Raw genomic sequence first — 20,586 nt, forward strand, 5'->3', positions numbered from 1 at the left:
GTGGCGGTCATGTCCTCCCGGTCCCGCACCCCCGCTCATCCCGCTGTCATCCATCGGTCCCGCAACCCCGCCAGCACGGCGATCGACACAGCCAGCAGCACCAGGCTGAGCGCGATGGCCGCCTCGGGGTCGCTCTGCAACGCCAGGTACACGGCCAGGGGCATGGTCTGGGTGCGGCCGGGGAAGTTGCCGGCGAAGGTGATCGTCGCGCCGAACTCGCCGAGCGCGCGAGCCCAGGCCAGGACCGCGCCCGCCGCGATGCCAGGGGCGATGAGGGGCAGCGTGACCCGGCGGAATGCGGTGAAGCGGGAGGCGCCCAGGGTGGTGGCGGCCTCCTCGTAGCGGGGATCGGCGGCACGCAGGGTGCCCTCGACGCTGATGACGAGGAACGGCATCGCCACGAACGCCTCCGCGACCACGACCCCCGCCGTGGTGAACGGAAGCGTGATCCCGAACCAGGAGTCCAGCCACTGCCCGACGATGCCGTTGCGGCCGAGCGCCATCAGCAGCGCCACGCCCCCGACGACCGGCGGCAGGACGAGAGGGAGGGTGACGAGGGCCCGTACGAGGCCCCGGCCGGGGAACTCGACGCGGGCCAGCAGCCAGGCCAGCGGCACGCCGAGGATCAGGCTCACGGCGGTGGCCAAGGTTGCGCAGACCAGGGACAGCTGGAGCGCCTGCCACACCTCGGCGCTGGTCAGCTGCTCGGGCAGATTCCGCCACGGGGTCCGTACGAGCAGGGCGATCAGCGGCACGACGAGGAACGCCACACCGATCAGGGCGGGGAACAGCAGGGGAAGTGGCACGCCCGTACGGATACGGCGACGCCGCGGCCCACCCCGGAGGGAGTCGGTCGCCGCGCCGGCCTTGTCGCTCGGGATCACGGCTTGAGGAACCCGGCCGCGGTCAGGACCTGCTGGCCCTCGGCGGACTGCACCAGCGCGATGAACGCCTTGGCGGCCTCGGCGTTCTGCGTGTCCTTCAGCAGCGTGATCGGGTAGTCGTTGATGGCGTCGGCGGACTCGGGGAACTCCACGCCCTCCACCTTGTCACCCGCCGCGTGCACATCCGTCTTGTAGACGACGGCCGCGTCGGCCTCCTTCAGCTCGACCTTCGTCAGAGCGGCCTTGACGTCCTGCTCGTAGGAGACGGGCGTGAGCTTCAGGTCGCTCGCCTCCAGCGCCTTCTGCGCGGCGGCACCGCACGGCACCTCCTTGTCGCAGAGCACGATCTTCAGGCCCGACTTGGTGAGGTCCTTGAGGGAGGAGATCTTGTCGGGGTTGCCCGGGAGGGTGGCGATCTCCAGCTCGTTGCGGACGAAGGTCGAAGGCGTGCCGGAGGCGCCCCCCGCATCCGTGACGATCTTCATGGTCTTGGGGCTGGCCGAGGCGAACACGTCGGCCGGAGCGCCGCCCGTGATGCTCGCGGCGAGCGAGTCGCTGCCGCCGAAGCTGAAGGTGACCTTCGTACCCGGGTGCTCCTTCTCGAACTCCTTGCCCAGCGTCGTGAAGCTCTCCTTCAGCGAGGCCGCCGCGAAGACGGTCACCTCGCCGGAGAGCTTGCCCGAGGAGGAGGCGGACGCGGAGGTGTCCGACTTCGAGGAGAAGTCGTCGGACGACGAGCAGGCGCTCAGCGCCAGCAGCGCGGCGGCGCCTGCGCCGGCCGCCTGCAGGGTCCGGCGGTTCCGGCGCGCGGTACGGGTCATCACGGGTCCACTCCCTCTGGTCCTGACGGACGCACAATCACTGGCGGTCCCGACGGACCACGCCGCCATTCGGCCGCATCCGTCGATGATAATGCCGCAGATACGATGGGAAAGTCTCCTGTCGCATCGCATGAGCTGGGATGAATGCCTCTTGGGGTCGCATGTGCGTTTGTACGAGACGGCGCTCCCGTCACTCTCACCCGCGATCCGCCCCGTAGCCATGACCGCCGACGAGCACTGTCCGTGGCGACAACTAAGCTCCCGCCCATGAGTGAGGCAGACAGAGGTCCCGGTGGACGAGTCGTCGACGGGCGCTTCGAGTTGGAGGCCCGCCTCGGTGGCGGCGGGATGGGGACGGTCTGGCGGGCCAGGGATCTGGTGCTGCACCGGCTGGTGGCGGTCAAGGAGGTCCGGCCGCCCGACCGGGACCTCGCCGAATACGATCCCGACAGCGCGCGGATGCTGCGCGAACGCGTGCTGCGCGAGGCCAGGGCCCTGGCCCGGATCGACCATCCGAACGTCGTCACCATCCACCACATAGTCGACGGTGGCGACGGCACCTACCCGTGGATCGTCATGGAACTGGTCAGCGGCGGCTCGCTGGCCGACCGGCTGGCCCAGGGCCCGATGCCGCCGGCCGAGGCGGCGCGCATCGGCCGGGGAGTGCTCGCCGCGCTGACCGCCGCACACGACGCCGGCATCCAGCACCGGGACGTGAAACCCGCCAACGTTCTGATGCGGCCCGACGGCCGCCCCGTGCTCACCGACTTCGGCATCGCCGCGATCCGTGAGTCGACCAACCTCACCGCCACCGGCTCCATCATCGGCACGGCCGACTTCATGGCGCCGGAGCGCATCTCGGGGCACGAGGGCGGCTCCTCCTCCGACCTGTGGTCGCTGGCGATGATGCTGTACAACGCCGTGGAGGGTCACCACCCGCTGCGCAGGGCCAACACCCTGGCCACCCTCGCCGCGGTACTCCACGACGACGTGCCGCCGCCGGTGCGTGCCGGCGCGTTGCGGGACGTACTGATGAGCGTGCTCGTACGGGACCCGTCGGCGCGGCCGTCCGCCGCCGTGCTGGACCTCAAGCTGGCGGAGGCCGAGTCCGCTCCGGGCGGGTCGGACGGCCCGGCGGTGCGGGACGAGGCCACGTCGTATCCGCTGAACCCGCCGCCCGGTCCCACGTACATGTCCGCCCCGGGCTCCGCCCCTACGGCCCCCTCATACCCCGGCGGGGCTTCCTCGTCGCCGGCCACGTCCTTCCCGTCGGGCGGCCCCGCCTCGACGCCCGCCCCCGCCGGATTCGGGCCGCCACCGGTCCACCCATGGCCGGGGCAGACCCCTCCCCAGCCGCTGACGATGCCCGCGCAAGCAGCCCCCCGACGCCGCCCGGGCCGGACCGCCCTGCTGGCCGTCACAGGGACCTCCCTCGCCGGCGCGCTGGCTCTGCTGTGGTGGCTGCTGCCCGTCGGGGGCGAGTCGGGTGACGCGGACGCGCGCGGCAACACGCCCGCCACATCGACCCCGAAGCCGACCGTCTCACCGACCGACGCGGACACCGGCGCCGATCCGGCGGCCCGGCAGTCGGAGCAGCCGACGACCGGCACCCTGCTCACCCCGGACGGCATCCGCGAAGCCATCAATGCGTTCAAGGACGAGACCGGCCGGGACAGGTTCGGCGACTTCACCGTGTACCCGGAGTACGCGTCCGCCGAGCTGATGGTCGACGGCAGCGACACGAAGTACGACTCCTACACCTACCGCCCGGGGCAGGGTGTGGAGAAGGGCATCATCTCCGGCACCCTCTCCGGTGGCGACCAGCCCGTCAGCCTCGACGACTTCAACTGGGACCGGGTTCCCGCGCTCCTCGAAGAGGCCGAGAAGAAGCTCAACGTCGACAAGCCGGAATCCCGCTACCTGCTGGTACGGCAGCCCAGCGACGTCTTCGACACTCCGGCCGGCATCGCCGTCTACCTCACGGACGCCTACCAGGCCGGCTACCTGGAGGCCGATACCAAGGGCAAGGTGACCCGTGTGATGCCGGCCGAGGACTGACACCCGCGTCCAGGGCGCGTGGAGTGGTTCAGGGCCGTCGCGCCAGGGGCTTCTCGGAGCCCACCTCGTCCCAGTGGACCGTGCGGTCGCACCACCGCCGCAGCAGCGTGCGGTCGTGTCCGATGGCCAGTACGCCCGCGCCGGTGGTCCGGCGGTAGTCCTCGACCACCTTCACCAGGGCGGCGGTCGTGGACGCGTCGAGCATGGCCGTCATCTCGTCGCACACCAGCCAGCGCGGGCGGAGCACGAGGGCGCGGGCGAGGCAGGCGCGCTGGAGCTGGCCGTCGCTGGCCTCGTGGGGGCGCCGGGAGAGCAGGTCGGGGGTGAGGCCGACGGCTTCGGCCAGTTCGGCGACCCGGTCGGCCGAGCCCTCCCGTCGGCCGGTGGCGAGCAGCGGCTCGGCGATCAGCTGGGCCAGGCGCAACCGGGGGTCGGCAGAGAGGCGGGGCTGCTGGAAGACGACGCCGAAGGCGGTGCGCTGCTCGCGCGGGGCGGCGTGGCGCCAGCGGCGTACCGGGGTGCCGTCCAGGAGGACGGTTCCGGTTTCCGGGCGGTGCAGGAGCGCGGCGACGCGGGCGAGGGTGGACTTGCCGCAGCCGCTGGGGCCGAGCAGGCCGACGGTTTCGCCGGGTTCGACCGTCAGGGAGGCGTCCCGTACGACGGGTGCGCGTCTGTCGTATCCGGCGGTGATGGCGCGCAGTTCAAGCACGGGCGTCCTCCGGGACGTGCGGATGGTGGCAGGCCACGGCCTCGGCCAGCGGTGGCAGGCCGGCACAGGCGTCCGTGGCACGGTCGCAGCGCGGCGCGAAGGCGCAGCCGGCGGGGAGGTCGCCGAGCTCCGGGGGCATGCCGGGGATGGGCGCGAAGGCGCGGTCGGGGAGGGCGTCGAGAAGGCCGCGGCTGTAGGGATGACGGGGGCCGGGGCTGCCGAAGAAGGCGGCTGCGGCGGCGAGTTCGACGATGCGGCCCGCGTACATGACGGCGACCCGGTCGGCGATGCGCTCGGCCGCCGCCAGGTCGTGGGTGATCATCAGCAGGCCCCGGTCGCCGTCGTCGATGTGGCGTCGCAGTTCGTCGACCGTGTGCTCGACCAGGTCGCGGTCGAGCCCGGTGGTGGGTTCGTCGGCGAGCAGGAGGGGCGCGTCGCCGACCAGCGCGAGGGCGGTCGCGGCGCGTTGGGAGAGCCCGCCGGACAGTTCGTGCGGGTGGCGGTCGAGATGGTCCACGGGGAAGGCGGTGCGCTCTGCTGCCGCCTCGGCAGCGGCCCGTACGGCCCTTCGCCCGCGCACGCCCGTCAACGCCGTGACCGTCTCCTCCAGTTGGGAGCGGATGGTGCGCACCGGGGTGAGGTGTGCCGCCGGGCTCTGCGGGATCAGGCCGATGCGGCGGCCCCGTACCGTGCGGGCGAGGGTCTGCTCGTCGGCGGCGAGCAGGTCGAGGTCGCCGAGCCGGGCCTCGCCGGCGGTCTGGGCGTTGGCGGGCAGCAGGCCGAGGAGGGCGGAGGCGAGGACGGACTTGCCGCAGCCGCTCTCACCGATCAGGGCGAGGCATTCGCCGGCCGCCACGTCGAAGCGGGCGTCGGTGACGGCCGCGACACGACGGCCGCCGGGCATGAGGAAGCGCACGGACAGCCCACGCACCGACAGCACGGGAGGTCGCTCGGTCACAGCATCAGCTCCGATCGGCGGCGCGGGTTGATCCGCTCCCGCCAGGCCCCGGACAGTCCGGCGATGGCGAGGGTGGGGACGATGATGAACAGGCCCGGGAACAGGGTCGGCCACCACTGTCCGGCGAGCAGCGAGCCCCGCGCCCCCTGGATGAGGTTCCCGAGGCTGGCCAGGTGCGTGGGCAGGCCGAGTCCCAGGAAGGACAGCGCCGACTCGTGCCACATGGCGTGCGGCACCATCAGTACGGCGGCCAGCGCGGCCTGGGGCAGCACGGCGGGCAGCAGGTGCCGTACCGCGACCCGCCACCGCGACGCACCGCCGGAGACGGCGGCGTCGATGTACGGGCGTGACCGCAGGGACAGGACCTCGGCGCGCACGATCCGGGCGGTGGACAGCCAGTGGGTGAGCGCGACCGAGACGATCACCGGCCAGACGCCCGGCCGGAACATCGCGACGATGAAGATGCCCAGCAGCAGGTGGGGCACGGAGGAGACCGTGTCGACCACCCGCATCAGCGCGCGGTCGGCCCAGCCGCCCACCGCCCCCGCCGTGGCGCCGACGGCCGTGCCGATGACGGTCGCGGTGAGCGCGGCGGCCACGCCGACCAGCAGCGAGACCCTAAGGCCGTAGACGCAGCGCAGCAGCAGGTCCCGGCCGACGTCGTCGGTGCCGAAGGGATGGTCCCAGGACGGCGGTTGCAGCTTGGCGGCCAGGTCGACGGCCTGCTGGTCGAGCTGCACCAGCGGCGGCACGAGCAGCACGGCGAGGACGGTCACGGCGACCAGCGCGGCCGAGGTGCGGATCCGCAGCGTGCGGGTCGAGCGGCGCTCGGTGCCGGGGGAGCGCCATGCGGGCCCGGACCGTACGTCGGTGTCAACTGGGGTCATGGGAGTCACATTTCACTGAGCTTCACCCTCGGATCGAACAGTCCGTAGAGGAGGTCGGCGAGCAGGTTGCCGACGAGGACGGCGACGGCAGCCAGCGTCGTGAGGGCCGCGAGCAGGGGGAAGTCGACGGCGGTGGCCGCCTCGACGGTGGCCGCGGCGATGCCCGGCCAGCTGAAGACGGTCTCCACGAGCAGGGCGCCCGTGATCAGTTCGGGGACGCGGGAGCCGATCAGCGTGAGGACCGGCAGGAGACCGGAGCGCAGCGCGTGGCCGAGCAGGACGGTGCTCTCGCTCAGACCCCTGGCCCGGGCGCCCCGTACCGGGTCCTCCGCAAGGGCGTCGCCGACTCCCTGCCGTACGTACAGGGCGAACCAGGGGAGTTGGGAGACGGCGAGCACCCCGGCGGGCAGGATCAGATGGCTCGCCACCTGCCCCGGGGTGACCTGTTCGCTGGCGGTGTCGGTGAGGCCGCCGGCCGGGAGGACGTCCAACTGGAGGGCGAACAGCCAGACGGCGAGCAGGGCGATCCAGAAGACCGGCGCCGCTTCCAAGGTGTACGCGAGCGAGCTGACGGCACGGTCCAGCATCGAGCCCGGACGCCGGGCGGCCAGCACTCCGAGCAGGGTGCCGATCAGCACGGCGGCGACGAACGCGACCGTGCACAAAAGCGTCGACCACACCAGGCGCTCACCGATCACCTGCGCCACGGGCTGCCGCAGCACGCTGGAGTGCCCCAGGTCGCCGCCGAGGGCGGAGGTCAGCCAGTGCCACCAGCGGGCGGTGAAGGGCTGGTCCACACCGAGGTTGTCCCGCAGCCGGTCCAGGGTCTCCTGGTCCGCACCGAGGGCGGCCGTGCCGGCGTACGCCTTGACGGGGTCGAAGGGGGATGCGGCGGCGATGGCGAACACGCCGAACGTGACGACCATCAGGACGGGGACGGCGAACAGGGTCCGCCGTCCCGCCAGGCGTGCCATCGCTCCCCAGGGCAGGGACCTGATGCTCACTTCTTCGGTTGCCAGTCCTCGATGTTCCACCAGGGTCCGCTGGCGAAGCCGTGCTCGTGCGGTTCGAGCTGCGTGGTCAGCCCGTCCCAGCGGTCGGCGAGCACGTAGAGGTGGTCGATGTGGGTGAGGAACGTGTAGCCCGGGTCCTTCACGAGCTCGCGCTGGACCGCCTCGTACGCGGCTTCCCGCTTGGCCGGGGCCTGGGTGCGGCGGCCGGTGTCGAGGGCCTTGTCCACGGCCGGACTGTCGTAGCGGGCCATGTTGTTGAAGCCGTCTCCGGCGAGGGAGGAGTGCAGCAGGGTGTAGAGGCCGAAGTCGGGGTCGCCGGTGCTGCCGAAGCCCGCGAGGACCGCGGTGTCCTTCATCCGCGGCTCGATGACCTCCCAGGTGGCGCTCTCCACCGTCACCTTGATGCCGGCCTTCTTGACGTCGGAGGCGTAGGCGAGGGCGTGGTCCTGGCGGACCTTGTCGCCGGACGGATAGAGCAGTGTGAACGCGGCCTGCTGTCCGCCCTTGGCGCGGATGCCGTCCTCGCCTGCCTTCCAGCCCGCCGCGTCCAGAATCCGCTTGGCCTTGTCCAGGTCCTGCTTGCGCTCGATGTCCTCGGCGAACGCGGGATCGTCGACGGGGAGCGGCCCGTACGCCGGGGTGCCCGCGCCGTCGAGGATCTTGTCGACCATGGCCTCGCGGTCCACGGCGGCATCCAGCGCCTGCCGGATCGCGCGATCGCCGGTGACCTTGCCGGCGGTCGGGAGGGTCACGGTGCGGAAGTCGTAGGACCGCGCCTCGTACGACTTCGTGCCGTCGTCGTTCTTGAAGGTGGCGGCGAGGTTGGGCGGCAGGACCGCGCCGTCCAGGTCACCGGAGCGCAGTCGGGTCGCGCGCACGTTGTCGTCGGCGATGACCGCCATGGTGAACGTCTTCACCTTCGGAGCGCCGCCCCAGTAGTCCGGGTTGGCCTTGAAGGTGAGCTTCTCGCCCTTGCGCCAGGCGGACAGGACGTACGGGCCGGTGCCGACGGGCTTGGTGTTGAAGGAGCCGGTGTTGGGGTCCTGCTCGCCCGCGACGTGCTCGGGGACGATGGGCAGGACCGTGCGCCCGGCGAACGGCGCGTAGGGGTACTTCAGCGTGAAGACGACCTTGTCGTCACCGCCGGCCCGCACGTCCTTGACGGCGTCCAGTTCGCTGCGGGCCGTGTTGTTGGTCTTCTCGTCCAGGATCGTCCGGTACGTGTAGACCACGTCGTCGGCCGTCAGCGGCTCGCCGTCGCTGAACTTCACGCCGTCGCGGAGGGTGTACGTGTAGGTGAGGCCGTCGGCCCCGATCTCGGGCAGCGCCTTCGCGAGGGCGGGTCTGAGCTTCAGGTCGGCATCGCGGGCGAGCAGACCGTCGAAGAGCTTCGAGTTGCCGTCCTTGCCGTAGCCGAGCAGCGGGCTGAGGGTGTCCGGCTCCGAGGCAACCCCGATCACGACGGAGTCGGCGGCCTGGCTGTCGCTGCCGCCGCTGCCGGGTGCGGAGCAGGCGGCGACCCCGGCCACCATTGCCGCCGCCGTCACGGCAGCACTACGTATTCGACGGGTCGTCATGAGCGTCACACCCTTGTTGCTTGTGAACAGTTGTTGCGTATGAAGTGCGATAGGAGGGCTACCCAGGCCCGGCCTGCATCAGTCCGCTGCGGATCGGCGGGGCCGACGGGGGAGAAATCCTGGGCGCGGGAGCATCTCGCGGGTGTGCAGGCGGAGTTGCGGGGTGGTCATAACCGCAGGGAGGCGGCCTGGGTGCGGCAGCGGTCCGGCGTCCCCATGCGGCCCTGCCCCCTCTGCATCCATCTCGTTATTGCGATGAGTATGCAATAGGGGAGGCGGTGCTGTGTACCCGGGGTCCGCGTGCACGGCGGACGGCATGCCTGAGGGCTCCCGCAAGTACGTGGCTTGCGGGAGCCCTCGGATGTCGCGTGTCAGGGGATGGCGGGTGCCGGGGGCAGCACGTGGTCGCCGGCCTTGTCGGTGCTCAGGCACAGGGAACAGACCACGGCGTCGTGTGTCCGGCACGCGGCCACGTCGGGGCGCTCGAACTGCTGCCGGCACACGTGGCACTCGTACGTCACGCCGCTGGGGTTGCCGTCCGAGTCCAGGACCGGCTCGGCGATGCCGTCGTCGGCGCGGCGCAGGTAGTACTTGCCCTTGGTGGCCACGGCCATCAGCGGGGTGAGGGCGAAGGCGATGACGGCGGCGGCGACGGGGGAGTACGGCTGGAGGGTGTCGCCCAGCCCGTGGAAGTACATGGCGATGGAGAGCCCGGAGGCGGCGACGAAGGCGACGACACCGACCGGGTTGACGGCGTAGAGCATGCCGCGGCGGAACTCGGGGGCGTGCGGGGACAGCTTCAGGAGGTACTTGTTGACGCCGATGTCGGTGGCGACGGTGACCACCCAGGCGATCGCGCAGTTCGAATAGAAGCCCAGAATGCCGTTGAGGAAGCTGAACATGTCCGCCTCCATCAGCGCGAGCGCGAAGGCGAGGTTGACCAGGACGAAGATCATCCGGCCCGGGTAGCGCTTCGTGACCCGGGTGAAGGAGTTGGTCCAGGCGAGGGAGCCGGAGTAGGCGTTCGTCACGTTGATCTTGATCTGGCTGATCACCACGAGGACCACGGCCAGCGGGACCACGAGCCAGGACGGCATCATCGCGTCGAAGGCGCCCTTGAACTGCTGGATCGGCTCGGGCGCGGCGCCGGGGCCGACCTCGGCGAGGATGTAGACGGCGAGGAAGACGCCGATGGCCTGCTTCAGCGCGCCCAGCACGACCCAGCCGGGACCGGCCATCACCACGGCCGTCCACCAGGCGCGCTTGTTCGCCTCGGTCTTGGGCGGCATGAAGCGCAGATAGTCGATCTGCTCGCCGATCTGCGCGATCAGCGACAGACACACGCCCGCGCCCAGCAGTACGGCGGCGGTGTTGACGCCGCCCTCGCCGTCGGTGCCGGCGTAGGCGAGGAACCGGTCGACGGTCCCCGGGTCGGTGGCGACCAGGTGGACCAGCGGGGCGACCATCAGCAGCAGCCAGATCGGCGTGGTCCACACCTGGAGCTTGCTCAGCGCCGTCATCCCGTAGATCACGAGCGGGATCACCATCAGCGTGGACACCAAGTAGCCCAGCCACAGCGGCAGTCCGAGGCCGAGCTTGAGGCCCTGGGCCATGATCGAGCCCTCGAGGGCGAAGAAGATGAAGGTGAAGCTGGCGAAGATGACGCTGGTGAGGACCGAACCGAAGTACCCGAATCCGGAGCCGCGGGTGATGAGGTCCAGGTCGATGTTGTAGCGGGCGCCGTAGTAGGCCAGCGGGAAGCCGGTCACGAAGATGACGACGGCCGCGACGACGATCGCGAGCAGCGCGTTTCCGGTGCCGTGGGCCAGGCCGATGCCGGCGCCGATGGAGAAGTCGGCCATGTACGCGATGCCGCCGAGTGCCGTGGTCGCCACGACCATCGGGGTCCAGCGGCGGTAACTGCGGGGTGCGAAGCGGAGGGTGTAGTCCTCGAGGGTCTCCTTGCCGGCCTGGTCGGTACCCGGCGACGCCTGCTGCTCGGGTCCGGGCTCGGTGACTTCTGCCAGTCGTGGCTCCGTGCTCACGCCACGCCTCCTTGCTGCGGGTTGGGGACTGCCGTGGGGGGCGCCTCGGTTCGGGAGCGGTGCGAGGGGTGGCGATCCGCGTGACGAACGTCGGCGAGGCAGGAACGTTAGGCAGGAGTCGTTTCCCCTGAGGACTCCGTGGATGAAGGGCGTGTTTCCCGCAGGGCGAGGCCGCGACGGCCCACGGCCTCAAAGGGCGCCGGTTCGTGTCGACCCGCCTTGTGCACCGCGGCGTCCAGGAGCGGACCGAGTTCCCGCGCCACGGTCGTCAGCGCCCGGACGTCCCGCTCCGCCCGGGCCATGAGGATCGCCCCCTCCAGCGCGCTGATCATGAGCGTGGCGAGCGCACCGGCCCGCTCCCGCGGCACACCCATGTCGGCCAGAGCCCCGGCCACCGGCCCGGTCCAGGTGCCGAACGCGGCGGCCACCGCCTCCCGCGTCGACTCGGTGGACTCGGCCCAGTCCACCGTGGCGGCCGCGACAGGGCAGCCGCCCGCGAACCCGGCGGCCTCGTACTCGTCGGTCCACTGGCGGACCATCTCCGCGAACAGCCCGCTGGGCGTCGGCTCGTCCAGCGCGGCAAGGAACCGGGCGACACGGTTGCCCGCGTACCGGCCCGCCCAGCCGACCGCCTCGTTGACCAACTGCTCCTTGCCGCCGGGGAAGTAGTGCTGCAGCGAGCCGCGCGGCGCCCCGGCGTGTGCGGCGACCTCACGCATCCCCGTGGCGGCGACCCCGTCGCGCCGGATGAGCTGGGCAGCGCTGAAGACCATCCGCTCGCGCGGGCCTCGTTCGGACACCGCCATCCCGACCTCCAGCGCCCGTTCCCCAATGATCCGGAGTCCATTCTATGACAGCGGTCATAGTGTCGGGTTACTATGACCACGGTCATAGAGGATCGGCGGTGCATCGTGTACGTGGGATTCATCGGTCTCGGGGTCATGGGACAGCCCATGGCGCTCAACCTGGCTCGCGCCGGAACGCCCCTCGTCGTGTGGAACCGCAGCCGTGACCGCAGCGAACCTCTGCGCGCCGCAGGCGCCCACATCGCGGACACACCCGCCGAGGTCTTCGCGCGGGCGGAGACGGTCATCCTCATGCTGGCCGACGAGGCCGCCGTGGACACGGTCCTCGGGCGTGGCACCCCGGACTTCGCCGCGCACCTCGCCGGACGTACCGTCGTCCACATGGGCACGACCGCGCCGGAGTACTCGGCCGCCCTCCAGGACGCCGTCCGGGCCGTGGGCGGACGCTACGTCGAGGCGCCGGTCTCCGGCTCCCGCGTCCCCGCCGAGCAGGGCGACCTGGTGGCGATGCTGGCGGGCGACGACGACGCCGTCACGGCCGTACGTCCCATCCTCGCCCCGATGTGCCGCGAGACGTTCGACTGCGGCGGCGTGCCGGGCGCCCTGCTGATGAAGTTCTCGGTCAACCTGTTCCTGATCACCCTCGTCACCGGCCTGACCGAGGCGTTCCACTTCGCCGACCGGCACGGGCTCGACCAACGCCTGCTCCGCGACGTCCTGGACGCGGGACCGATGGCCAGCGCCGTCTCCCGGGTGAAGGGGCCCAAGCTGCTGGCCCGGGACTTCGCGGTCCAGGCCGGGGCCGCGGACGTCCTCAAGAACAACCGCCTGATCGCCGAGGCCGCCCGCAAGGCCACAGTGGTGTCGCCCCTCCTCGACGTCTGCCACGCCCTGTACGGCGAGACGGTCGCCCAGGGGCACGGCGGCGAGGACATGGTGGCCGTACTGCATGCGCTGGAGGCCCGTACGGACGGCTCCGCTCTTGCCGGCTCCCCGGACCACAGGGCTGATCCACGCCCCACCGTCGACAACACCACGCCATGAACGGCGACTTGGCGCCGAATCCTGCCCGCCGCACGGCCCGATTTCACTCGGAGGTACGGCTATGAGCTGGACGATCGAGCGGCGGGGCCGGGTGGCCGTGGTGACGATGACGACGAATCCGGTGAATGCGCAGGGCCGTGCCTTCTTCGCCGATCTGCATGAGGCGTTCGACCGCCTCGAGCGCGATCATGATCAGTGCCCTGTCGTTCTGACGGGCACGGGCGGCCGGTTCTCCGCCGGCCTGGACCTGGGTGAGCACTTTCCGCTGTTCGCGGGGGACCGGACGGCCGTGGCGTCGTGGTTCGAGGACTACCGGGCGACGAACTTGCGGCTCTTCACCTACCCGCGTCCGACGGTGGCGGCGGTGAACGGGCATGCGTTTGCAGGGGGTTTGATCACCGCGGCGGTGTGCGACTACCGCGTATCGGTGGCGGAGGGAGCCAAATTCGGGCTGAACGAGGTGCCCATCGGGATCCCGATGCCGTCGGTGTACGTGCGGATGCTCGCGTACGCGTGGGGTGAACCGGTGGCGGCCCGCACCTGTCTGCTCGGCGAGATCTTCAGCCCGGCGCAGGCACATGCGCTGGGGATGGTGCACGAACTGGCCGATGCCGACGAGGTGGTGGAGCGGGCGGTCGCGGTCGCCGGGACGACGCCGGAGGACTGCGTCGAGCAGTACGCGTTCACCAAGCGGGCCTGCCAGGCCGCCGCGCTGCGGGACATCGCGGAGCTGGCCGATCCGCTCGACAAGGAGTTGCCTGCCGGGATGACGAGCGACGGGGCGCGGCATGCCCACCGGCGGTACTGGCAGCAGCTCAAGGGCAGCCCGGCTCCGTGGTGACGGGCCGCAGGGAGGACTCGATGGACCGCGGCACAGAGCGTCTCCCGGCCTGGGTGACATGGCAGCGCAGGCCGTTCCCCGACGCCAACCCGCTCCTGCTGCACGGCCGTCGAGCGGCCCTCGTCGACAGCGGCTTCGTCGGCCACGCCGAGGAGACGGCCGCATGGGTGCACACCGGGAGAGCAGCCTCGCCATGGTCGTGAACACCCACTGGCACTCCGACCATGTCGGCGCGAACGCGCTGCTCCAGTCGGGCGGCGCGGCCATCGCCGCCGACGCCCCGGACGCGAGAGCCCTTGCCCGCCGCGACCCCGGGTGCTGTCTGGCGGAGTACCTCGACCAGCCGGTCGCTCCCTACACCGTCGACATGCCGCTCCAGGACGGCCAGGTGCTCCGCCTGGGCGATGCCGACTGGCAGGTCGTGTCCACGCCCGGGCACACGCCGGGCCATCTGGCCCTGTGGCAGCCGGAGGAACGGCTGCTGGCCGTCGGTGACGCGCTGTCCGACTACGACGTCGGCTGGGTCAACCTCGCCCTCGACGGACCCGACGCCGCTGCCCTCGCGCTCAACTCCCTGCGCCGACTGGCGGACCTGAAGCCGAAGGTGCTGCTGCCCGCCCACGGACCGATCCCCACCGACTCCGGCGTCGCCTTCGCCACCGCACTGCGCCGCGCACAGCGCCTCGTCGACGATCCGGCCGGAGCGGTCTGGTACGGCGCCCGGAGAATCTTCGCCTTCGCCCTGATGATCCGAGACGGAGTGCCCTCCGCCGAGGTCGAGTCCTACCTGGTCGCACGGGCATGGCTGACCGACGCGGCACGACAACTGGACCGGAAGCGCGAGGACTTCGCCACCGAGCTGGTCGACACGATGCTCCGCAGCGGTGCCATCGTCCTGCGCGCCGGGAGGCTCCACGCGGCGGCCGAGCACACCCCCGTCACCGCGCGGTCCCTGCGCGCGGTGCCGTTCCCGCGGGCATGGCCGGCTCAGGGCGCCGTCAACGAACGGTGACCGTTTAAGGTCATCCGATGACGAGTAGCAGCGTGTCGCGGGCCCAGGTCCTCGACGGCACCCCGCCGACGACGACTCCCCACGACTGGCAGGCCCGTCTGCGCCGGTTCGGATACGTCGGCCGCCCTCGGACCGACACCCGCGAACGTCTCGTTCCGCCCTTCCCCAAGCCCGCAACCCGTATCCCGTACCGCACGCGCCTCAGCCCGGCACGCGCGCACGCCCTGGCGAAGGTGATCGAATGGCTGGGGCCGGTACTCGTCGCCGCCCTGGCCGGGGCGATCCGCCTCTGGCACCTCGGCCGTCCGCGGGACGTCGTCTTCGACGAGACCTACTACGCCAAGGACGCCTGGTCCCTGCTGCAGTTCGGCTACGAGGGCACCTGGCCGGACCGCAAGATCGCCGACCCGCAGATCCTCGCGGACCCCCAGATCATCCCGCTCTCCGACACCGGCGCCTTCGTCGCCCATCCGCCGATGGGGAAGTGGGTGATAGCCGTCGGCGAGTGGATGTTCGGCCTGAACCCCTTCGGCTGGCGCTTCATGACGGCGGTCCTGGGCGCGCTGTCGGTGCTGATGCTGTGCCGAATAGGCCGCCGCCTGTTCCGTTCGACGGCGCTGGGCTGCCTGGCCGGAGCGCTGCTGGCCGTGGACGGTCTGCACTACGTGATGAGCCGAACGGCGCTGCTGGACCTGGTCGTCATGTTCTTCGTACTGGCCGCCTTCGGAAGCCTGCTGATCGACCGGGACCACGCCCGGGCCCGACTCGCGGCCGCCCTGCCGGTCGGCGAGGACGGCCATGCGCGCCCGGACCGGCACACCGGCGACCACGCCGGGACGGGAGCACGTCCATGGCGGCTCGCGGCCGGTGTCTTCCTGGGACTCGCGGCCGCGACCAAATGGAACGGCCTGTACTTCCTGGCCTTCTTCATGGTCCTGACCCTGCTGTGGGACGTCGGCTCCCGCCGTGTGGCAGGGGCGCGGCACCCGTACCGGGCGGTCCTGCGCAAGGACCTCGGATGGTCGGTGCTGTCCGTCGTCCCCGTCGCCGTGGTGACCTATGTGGCCACATGGACCGGCTGGTTCCGCTCGGACCACGGCTACGCGCGCCACTGGGCCGACGGCCGTGGCGGCCCCTGGTCGTGGATCCCCGCTCCGCTGCGCAGTCTGTGGCACTACGAGTACGGGGTCTACCAGTTCAACGTGGGGCTGCACAGCTTCCACAAGTACGAGTCCAACCCCTGGAGTTGGCTGGTCCTCGGCCGCCCGGTGCTCTTCGACTACGAGTCCCCGAAACCCGGAACGGACGGCTGCCGCACGACGGTCGACTGCTCGCAGACGATCCTCGCCCTGGGCACTCCACTGCTGTGGTGGACGGCGTGCTTCGCCCTCGTCTATCTGCTCTACCGATGGGCCCTGCGCCGCGACTGGCGTGCCGGCGCCGTCCTGTGTGCGGTGGGCGCCGGTTACCTGCCCTGGTTTCTCTACCAGGACCGCACGATCTTCTCCTTCTACGCGGTCGTCTTCGTGCCGTACCTGTGTCTGGCCGTGGCGATGCTGCTCGGCGCGCTGCTGGGCCCGCCGGGGGCCGGCGAGGTGCGCCGTACGGGCGGTGCGGTCGCGGCGGGCGCGCTGGTCCTGCTCATCGCCTGGAACTTCATCTACTTCTTCCCGATCTACAGCGGGCAGACGATCCCGTACGCCGACTGGCACGCCAGGATGTGGCTCGACACCTGGATATGAGTCCGACGGGGGCCCTGCCCGGCTACCGGGTATTCGCGGGGCGTTCCTCGTGCCCCCCGCGTCCCTCGCAGAGCGCCGCCCGTACGGCCGCCTTGATGTCGTCGCTCTGTGCGTCCGGACCACCCGGGCCGAGGTTCACCATGACCGTCGCCTGCCTGCCGTCGACCGTGGCACCGCCCGCCGTCTCGTACCCGGGGATGTCGCCGGTGTGCCCCCAGTAGCGGCCGCCACAGGGCAGCGGCCTGCTCTCCAGGCCGAGACCGTACGCCCGGCCGTCCGGGTTGCCCGTCGGGCGGGTCCTCGTCATCTCCCGCAGCTGGTCCGGGCGCAGCAGCCTGCCGCGCAGGAGAGCGGCCAGGAACCGGTTGACGTCGCCGCCACTGGAGATCATCTCGCCGGCCGGGCCCCCGACCGTGGGGTTGATCGCGGTGATGTCCCTGAGCGGCGCGTCCTCGCCGGGCCGGACGTACCCGCGCGGATGCGGTCCGGGGATCTCCGAGGAGTCACCCGGCACGAACGTCTCACGCAGACCCAGCGGCGTGATGACGCGCCGGCGGATCTCCTCGCCGTACGTACGGCCGGTCACCCGCTCGATGATCATGCCGGCCAGGAAGTAGCCCGTGTTGGAGTAGCGCCAGCCGGTGCCCGGTTCGAAGGTCGGGGGGTGGGCGAGCGCGATGTCCACGAGGTCACGCATCTCGCGGTGGGCCAGCGGGTCCTCGAGGATTTCCTGCGGGCTCAGGTGGTCCAGGATGTCGGGGATGCCACTGGTGTGCTGCAGCAGCTGACGGACGGTCACCTTCCGTCCGTCGTTGCCGTGTCCCCGGACCACGCCGGGCAGATAGCGCTCCACCGGCGCGTCCAGCGCGACGCGACGCTCTCCCGCCAGCTGGAGCATGACCGTGGCCACGAACATCTTGGTCATGCTGCCGATCCGGAACCTGCTGTCACGGTGTACCGGCGCGCGTGTGCTCACATCTGCGACACCGCTGGTCAGCACTGTGCGGCCGGTCCGGTTCCGCACCTCGACGAGCGCTCCGGGACCACCGTCGACCGTGGTCAGGCGATGCAGGATCGCGCGCAGCCTTGCGTGGTCGGTGGCGTGGGTGGACTTGGCGGCGGCGACCGTGGCGCCGGCGCTCTGGCGTGGCCCGTCGTCACCGGTCGGCGGGCACACCGCGACACCGACCGCCACGGCCAGGGTGAGTAAGCCGCCGATCGCACGATTCCGGTTGGTCACGTGTGCTTCCCCCTGACTGTGAGCGCTGTCGTGCCAGGGAGTGCGGTGTGCTCCGCCTCCCTGTGCCCGTTGCGTGTCCCACGATGACTGCCCGGGAGCGGGAGGCGCGATGGGGGGATCAACCGGATCGGTGGTGGGGTTAACCCCCTGCCGGGCTCGACGTCGAGGATCTGCCGGGGACGGAACACGTGCGTCCCCTCCCCGGCGGATCGCTCCCGGTCTCAGGCTCCGGAGAGCTCCTCACGGACCGTGCGGGCCGCGGTGACCAGGTTCTCCAGGGAGGCCCGGGTCTCGGGCCAGCCGCGGGTCTTCAGGCCGCAGTCGGGATTGACCCAGAGCCGCTCGGCGGGGATGGCCTTGAGGCCGGTGCGCAGCAGGGACGCGGCCTCCTCGGCGCTGGGGATGCGCGGGGAGTGGATGTCGTACACGCCGGGGCCGGCCTCGCGCGGGTAGCCGTGGGCGGCGAGTTCGAGGGCGACCTGCATGTGCGAGCGGGCGGCTTCCAGGCTGATGACGTCGGCGTCGAGGTCGTCGATGGCCTGGACGATGTCACCGAACTCGGCGTAGCACATGTGGGTGTGGATCTGGGTGTCCGGACGCACGCCGCTCGTGCTGAGCCGGAACGCCTCCGTCGCCCAGGCCAGGTAGGCCGGGTGGTCGGCGGAGCGCAGGGGCAGTGTCTCGCGCAGCGCGGGTTCGTCGACCTGGATGACGGAAGTCCCGGCCGCCTCCAGGTCGCCCACCTCGTCGCGCAGGGCGAGGGCGACCTGCCGGGCCGTGTCTCCCAGTGGCTGGTCGTCGCGGACGAAGGACCAGGCGAGCATGGTGACCGGGCCGGTGAGCATGCCCTTGACCGGGCGGTCGGTGAGGGACTGGGCGTACTGGGTCCAGCGCACCGTCATCGGCTCGGGTCGGGAGATGTCGCCGGCCAGGATCGGCGGACGGACGTAACGGGTGCCGTAGGACTGGACCCAGCCGTGCTGCGTGGCGAGGTAGCCGGTGAGCTGCTCGGCGAAGTACTGGACCATGTCGTTGCGTTCGGCCTCGCCGTGCACGAGGACGTCGATCCCGGTCTTCTCCTGGAAGGAGATGACCTCCTGGATCTCGGCCTTGATGCGTTCCTCGTACCCCGCGGCGTCGATGCGCCCGCCGCGCAGGTCGGCGCGTGCGGTGCGCAGTTCGCCGGTCTGCGGGAAGGAGCCGATGGTGGTGGTCGGCAGCAGGGGAAGGCCGAGGTGGGCGCGCTGGGCGGCGGCACGTTCGGAGTACGGCTGGGAGCGGCGGGCGTCGGCCTCGGTGACGGCGGCGGCGCGGGCGCGGACGTCCGGGTCACGGGTGATCGGCGAGCCGGCGCGGGACGCCAGGTCGGCCCGGTTGGCGGCGAGTTCGGCGGCGATGGTGTGGGTGCCCTGGGCGAGGCCCTTGGCGAGGGTGACGATCTCGGCGGTCTTCTGCTTCGCGAAGGCCAGCCAGCGCAGGACCTGTGGCTCGATGTCCCGCTCCAGGCCCGTGTCCAGGGGCACATGGAGGAGGGAGCAGGAGGCGGCCACGTCGACCCGGTCCGCCAGCCCGAGCAGGGTGCCGAGGGTGGACAGGGACTTCTCCAGGTCGTTGACCCAGATGTTGCGGCCGTTGACCACGCCGGCGACCAGGCGCTTGCCGGGCAGCCCGCCCACGGCGGCGAGTGCGTCGAGGTTGGCGGCGGCGGACTCGGTGAAGTCCAGGGCAAGCCCGTCGACCGGGGCCTTGGCCAGTACGGGCAGGGCGTCGCCGAGCCGGTCGAAGTACGAGGCGACCAGCAGCTTGGGACGGTCGGTGAGGGCACCGAGATCACGGTAGGCGCGCTCGGCGGCGTTCAGCTCGGCCGGGGTGCGGTCCTGGACGAGTGCGGGTTCATCGAGCTGCACCCACTCGGCGCCGGCCGCGCGCAGGTCGGCGAGGACCTCGGCGTACACCGGCAGCAGGCGGTCCAGGAGGGTGAGCGGCTCGAAGTCCGCGGGCACACCGGGGGCGGGCTTGGCGAGCAGCAGGTAGGTGACCGGGCCGACCAGGACGGGGCGGGCGGTCAGGCCCAGCGCCAGGGCCTCCTTCAGCTCGGCGACCTGCTTGGCCGAGTCGGCCGTGAAGACGGTGCCCGGGCCCAACTCCGGCACCAGGTAGTGGTAGTTCGTGTCGAACCACTTCGTCATCTCCAGCGGCGCCACGTCCTGCGTGCCGCGCGCCATGGCGAAGTAACCGTCGAGGGTGTCGGCCGTGACGGCGTCCCGGTGGCGCTCGGGGATCGCGCCGACCATGACGGTGGTGTCCAGGACGTGGTCGTAGTACGAGAAGTCGCCCGTCGGGACCTCGTGGACGCCGGCTTCGGCGAGCTGCTGCCAGTTGGCGGCGCGCAGTTCGGCGGCGGTGGAGCGGAGAGCGTCGGCGGTGACGCGGCCCTTCCAGTAGCCCTCGATCGCCTTCTTCAGTTCCCGGTTCGCGCCCTGGCGGGGGTAGCCGTACACGGTGGCCCGTGCTGCCGCGGCTGCGGACTTGCTGGTCACGGAGATCTCCTTCGCGAGATGAATCCCTGAGATCCCGGGGACGGGACGAGAGCGCGAAGGGGTGACGAACCGGACGGAACCGACCCCGCGCGGCAAAAGCGCGGTCGTCCGCCTGGTATGTACGCCGACCCGCCCTCGAGGTCACCGAGATCTCCATGCGCGGAATGGTCCGCACACGGGCAGTTGGCAGGTCTTCGGACTCGCGGGCACGTCCTCCTGACCGGAGGACACCTACTGGCCGTCGCTTCCCAAGCCCTTTTCGTCGGGCCCAGTGCTCATGACGGCGGTCGTTCCCACTCACCGCTGCGGGGCAGTCCCGGATTCCCACCGGGTTCCCTCTTGCGACGCATCCCACCTGGCGGGCGGGGCGAACCAGCTGCACCGGTCAGCCTACGGGGTGGCACCTCGG

The 20,586-nt window shown here is 71.3% G+C and carries 17 protein-coding genes and 1 riboswitch; of the genes, 6 read left to right on the plus strand and 11 right to left on the minus strand.

Features of this window, described 5'->3' with window-relative positions:
* Positions 1 to 35: 35 nt before the first annotated feature.
* Both modB and modA read right to left on the minus strand, forming a co-directional pair.
* Complete coding sequence (gene modB, locus ACWGDB_RS01940) at positions 36 to 884, minus strand: molybdate ABC transporter permease subunit (RefSeq protein ID WP_453820588.1); 849 nt, start codon at positions 882 to 884, stop codon at positions 36 to 38.
* Positions 881 to 1,705, minus strand: coding sequence for a molybdate ABC transporter substrate-binding protein (modA, locus tag ACWGDB_RS01945; protein WP_453820589.1), 825 nt, complete (start codon positions 1,703 to 1,705; stop codon positions 881 to 883). The genes modB and modA overlap by 4 nt, the downstream gene beginning before the upstream one ends.
* Positions 1,706 to 1,972: 267 nt before the next feature.
* Here modA and ACWGDB_RS01950 point away from each other — a divergent pair, with 267 nt between their 5' ends.
* A complete protein-coding gene (locus tag ACWGDB_RS01950) occupies positions 1,973 to 3,763 on the plus strand; it encodes a protein kinase domain-containing protein (RefSeq protein WP_453820590.1) in 1,791 nt (596 codons plus the stop codon).
* A gap of 28 nt (positions 3,764 to 3,791) precedes the next feature.
* Here the strand turns inward: ACWGDB_RS01950 and ACWGDB_RS01955 are convergent, their stop codons facing one another.
* From ACWGDB_RS01955 to ACWGDB_RS01985, 7 genes are all read right to left on the minus strand, one after another.
* Complete coding sequence (locus ACWGDB_RS01955; RefSeq protein WP_453820591.1) at positions 3,792 to 4,472, minus strand: ABC transporter ATP-binding protein; 681 nt, start codon at positions 4,470 to 4,472, stop codon at positions 3,792 to 3,794.
* Positions 4,465 to 5,430 (minus strand): ABC transporter ATP-binding protein, encoded by a 966-nt coding sequence (locus ACWGDB_RS01960; protein ID WP_453820592.1) that lies wholly within the window; start codon positions 5,428 to 5,430, stop codon positions 4,465 to 4,467. Before ACWGDB_RS01960 ends, ACWGDB_RS01955 begins: the two co-directional genes overlap by 8 nt.
* Positions 5,427 to 6,317: an ABC transporter permease gene (locus ACWGDB_RS01965; protein WP_453820593.1), complete on the minus strand. Its 891-nt coding sequence runs from the start codon at positions 6,315 to 6,317 to the stop codon at positions 5,427 to 5,429. The genes ACWGDB_RS01960 and ACWGDB_RS01965 overlap by 4 nt, the downstream gene beginning before the upstream one ends.
* 5 nt (positions 6,318 to 6,322) lie before the next feature.
* Positions 6,323 to 7,291 (minus strand): ABC transporter permease, encoded by a 969-nt coding sequence (locus ACWGDB_RS01970; protein ID WP_453820594.1) that lies wholly within the window; start codon positions 7,289 to 7,291, stop codon positions 6,323 to 6,325.
* Between the two features lie 26 nt (positions 7,292 to 7,317).
* Positions 7,318 to 8,907 carry an ABC transporter substrate-binding protein gene (locus ACWGDB_RS01975; protein WP_453820595.1) on the minus strand — a complete coding sequence of 530 codons (1,590 nt, stop codon included), beginning with the start codon at positions 8,905 to 8,907 and terminating at the stop codon, positions 7,318 to 7,320.
* 371 nt (positions 8,908 to 9,278) lie between these two features.
* On the minus strand, positions 9,279 to 10,952 hold the full coding sequence (locus ACWGDB_RS01980; RefSeq protein ID WP_453820596.1) for a purine-cytosine permease family protein: 1,674 nt from the start codon (positions 10,950 to 10,952) through the stop codon (positions 9,279 to 9,281).
* Positions 10,953 to 11,059: 107 nt separating this feature from the next.
* Positions 11,060 to 11,758, minus strand: a complete 699-nt coding sequence (locus ACWGDB_RS01985; protein ID WP_453820597.1) for a TetR/AcrR family transcriptional regulator — start codon at positions 11,756 to 11,758, stop codon at positions 11,060 to 11,062.
* Between the two features lie 72 nt (positions 11,759 to 11,830).
* Between ACWGDB_RS01985 and ACWGDB_RS01990 the strand changes: the two genes are divergently transcribed.
* The 5 genes from ACWGDB_RS01990 to ACWGDB_RS02010 all read left to right on the plus strand — a co-directional run bounded on the left by ACWGDB_RS01990 (position 11,831) and on the right by ACWGDB_RS02010 (position 16,397).
* On the plus strand, positions 11,831 to 12,802 hold the full coding sequence (locus tag ACWGDB_RS01990) for an NAD(P)-dependent oxidoreductase (RefSeq protein WP_453820598.1): 972 nt from the start codon (positions 11,831 to 11,833) through the stop codon (positions 12,800 to 12,802).
* A 61-nt stretch (positions 12,803 to 12,863) separates the two neighbouring features.
* Positions 12,864 to 13,643, plus strand: coding sequence for an enoyl-CoA hydratase/isomerase family protein (locus ACWGDB_RS01995; protein ID WP_453820599.1), 780 nt, complete (start codon positions 12,864 to 12,866; stop codon positions 13,641 to 13,643).
* 20 nt (positions 13,644 to 13,663) lie between these two features.
* Positions 13,664 to 13,846 (plus strand): hypothetical protein, encoded by a 183-nt coding sequence (locus ACWGDB_RS02000; RefSeq protein ID WP_453820600.1) that lies wholly within the window; start codon positions 13,664 to 13,666, stop codon positions 13,844 to 13,846.
* A complete protein-coding gene (locus ACWGDB_RS02005; RefSeq protein ID WP_453820601.1) occupies positions 13,807 to 14,655 on the plus strand; it encodes an MBL fold metallo-hydrolase in 849 nt (282 codons plus the stop codon). Before ACWGDB_RS02000 ends, ACWGDB_RS02005 begins: the two co-directional genes overlap by 40 nt.
* A 17-nt stretch (positions 14,656 to 14,672) precedes the next feature.
* The gene (locus ACWGDB_RS02010) at positions 14,673 to 16,397 is read left to right on the plus strand and encodes a dolichyl-phosphate-mannose--protein mannosyltransferase (RefSeq protein ID WP_453820602.1); all 1,725 of its coding nucleotides are present in this window, start codon (positions 14,673 to 14,675) and stop codon (positions 16,395 to 16,397) included.
* Positions 16,398 to 16,419: 22 nt separating this feature from the next.
* On the opposite strand, the gene ACWGDB_RS02015 is transcribed toward ACWGDB_RS02010, so the two are convergent.
* Both ACWGDB_RS02015 and metE read right to left on the minus strand, forming a co-directional pair.
* Positions 16,420 to 17,637: a serine hydrolase domain-containing protein gene (locus tag ACWGDB_RS02015; protein ID WP_453820603.1), complete on the minus strand. Its 1,218-nt coding sequence runs from the start codon at positions 17,635 to 17,637 to the stop codon at positions 16,420 to 16,422.
* 221 nt (positions 17,638 to 17,858) lie between these two features.
* On the minus strand, positions 17,859 to 20,177 hold the full coding sequence (gene metE, locus ACWGDB_RS02020) for a 5-methyltetrahydropteroyltriglutamate--homocysteine S-methyltransferase (protein WP_453820604.1): 2,319 nt from the start codon (positions 20,175 to 20,177) through the stop codon (positions 17,859 to 17,861).
* Positions 20,178 to 20,345: 168 nt separating this feature from the next.
* A riboswitch (cobalamin riboswitch) is annotated at positions 20,346 to 20,569 on the minus strand.
* Positions 20,570 to 20,586 lie beyond the last annotated feature (17 nt).

This window comes from Streptomyces sp. NPDC055013, from assembly GCF_053608645.1.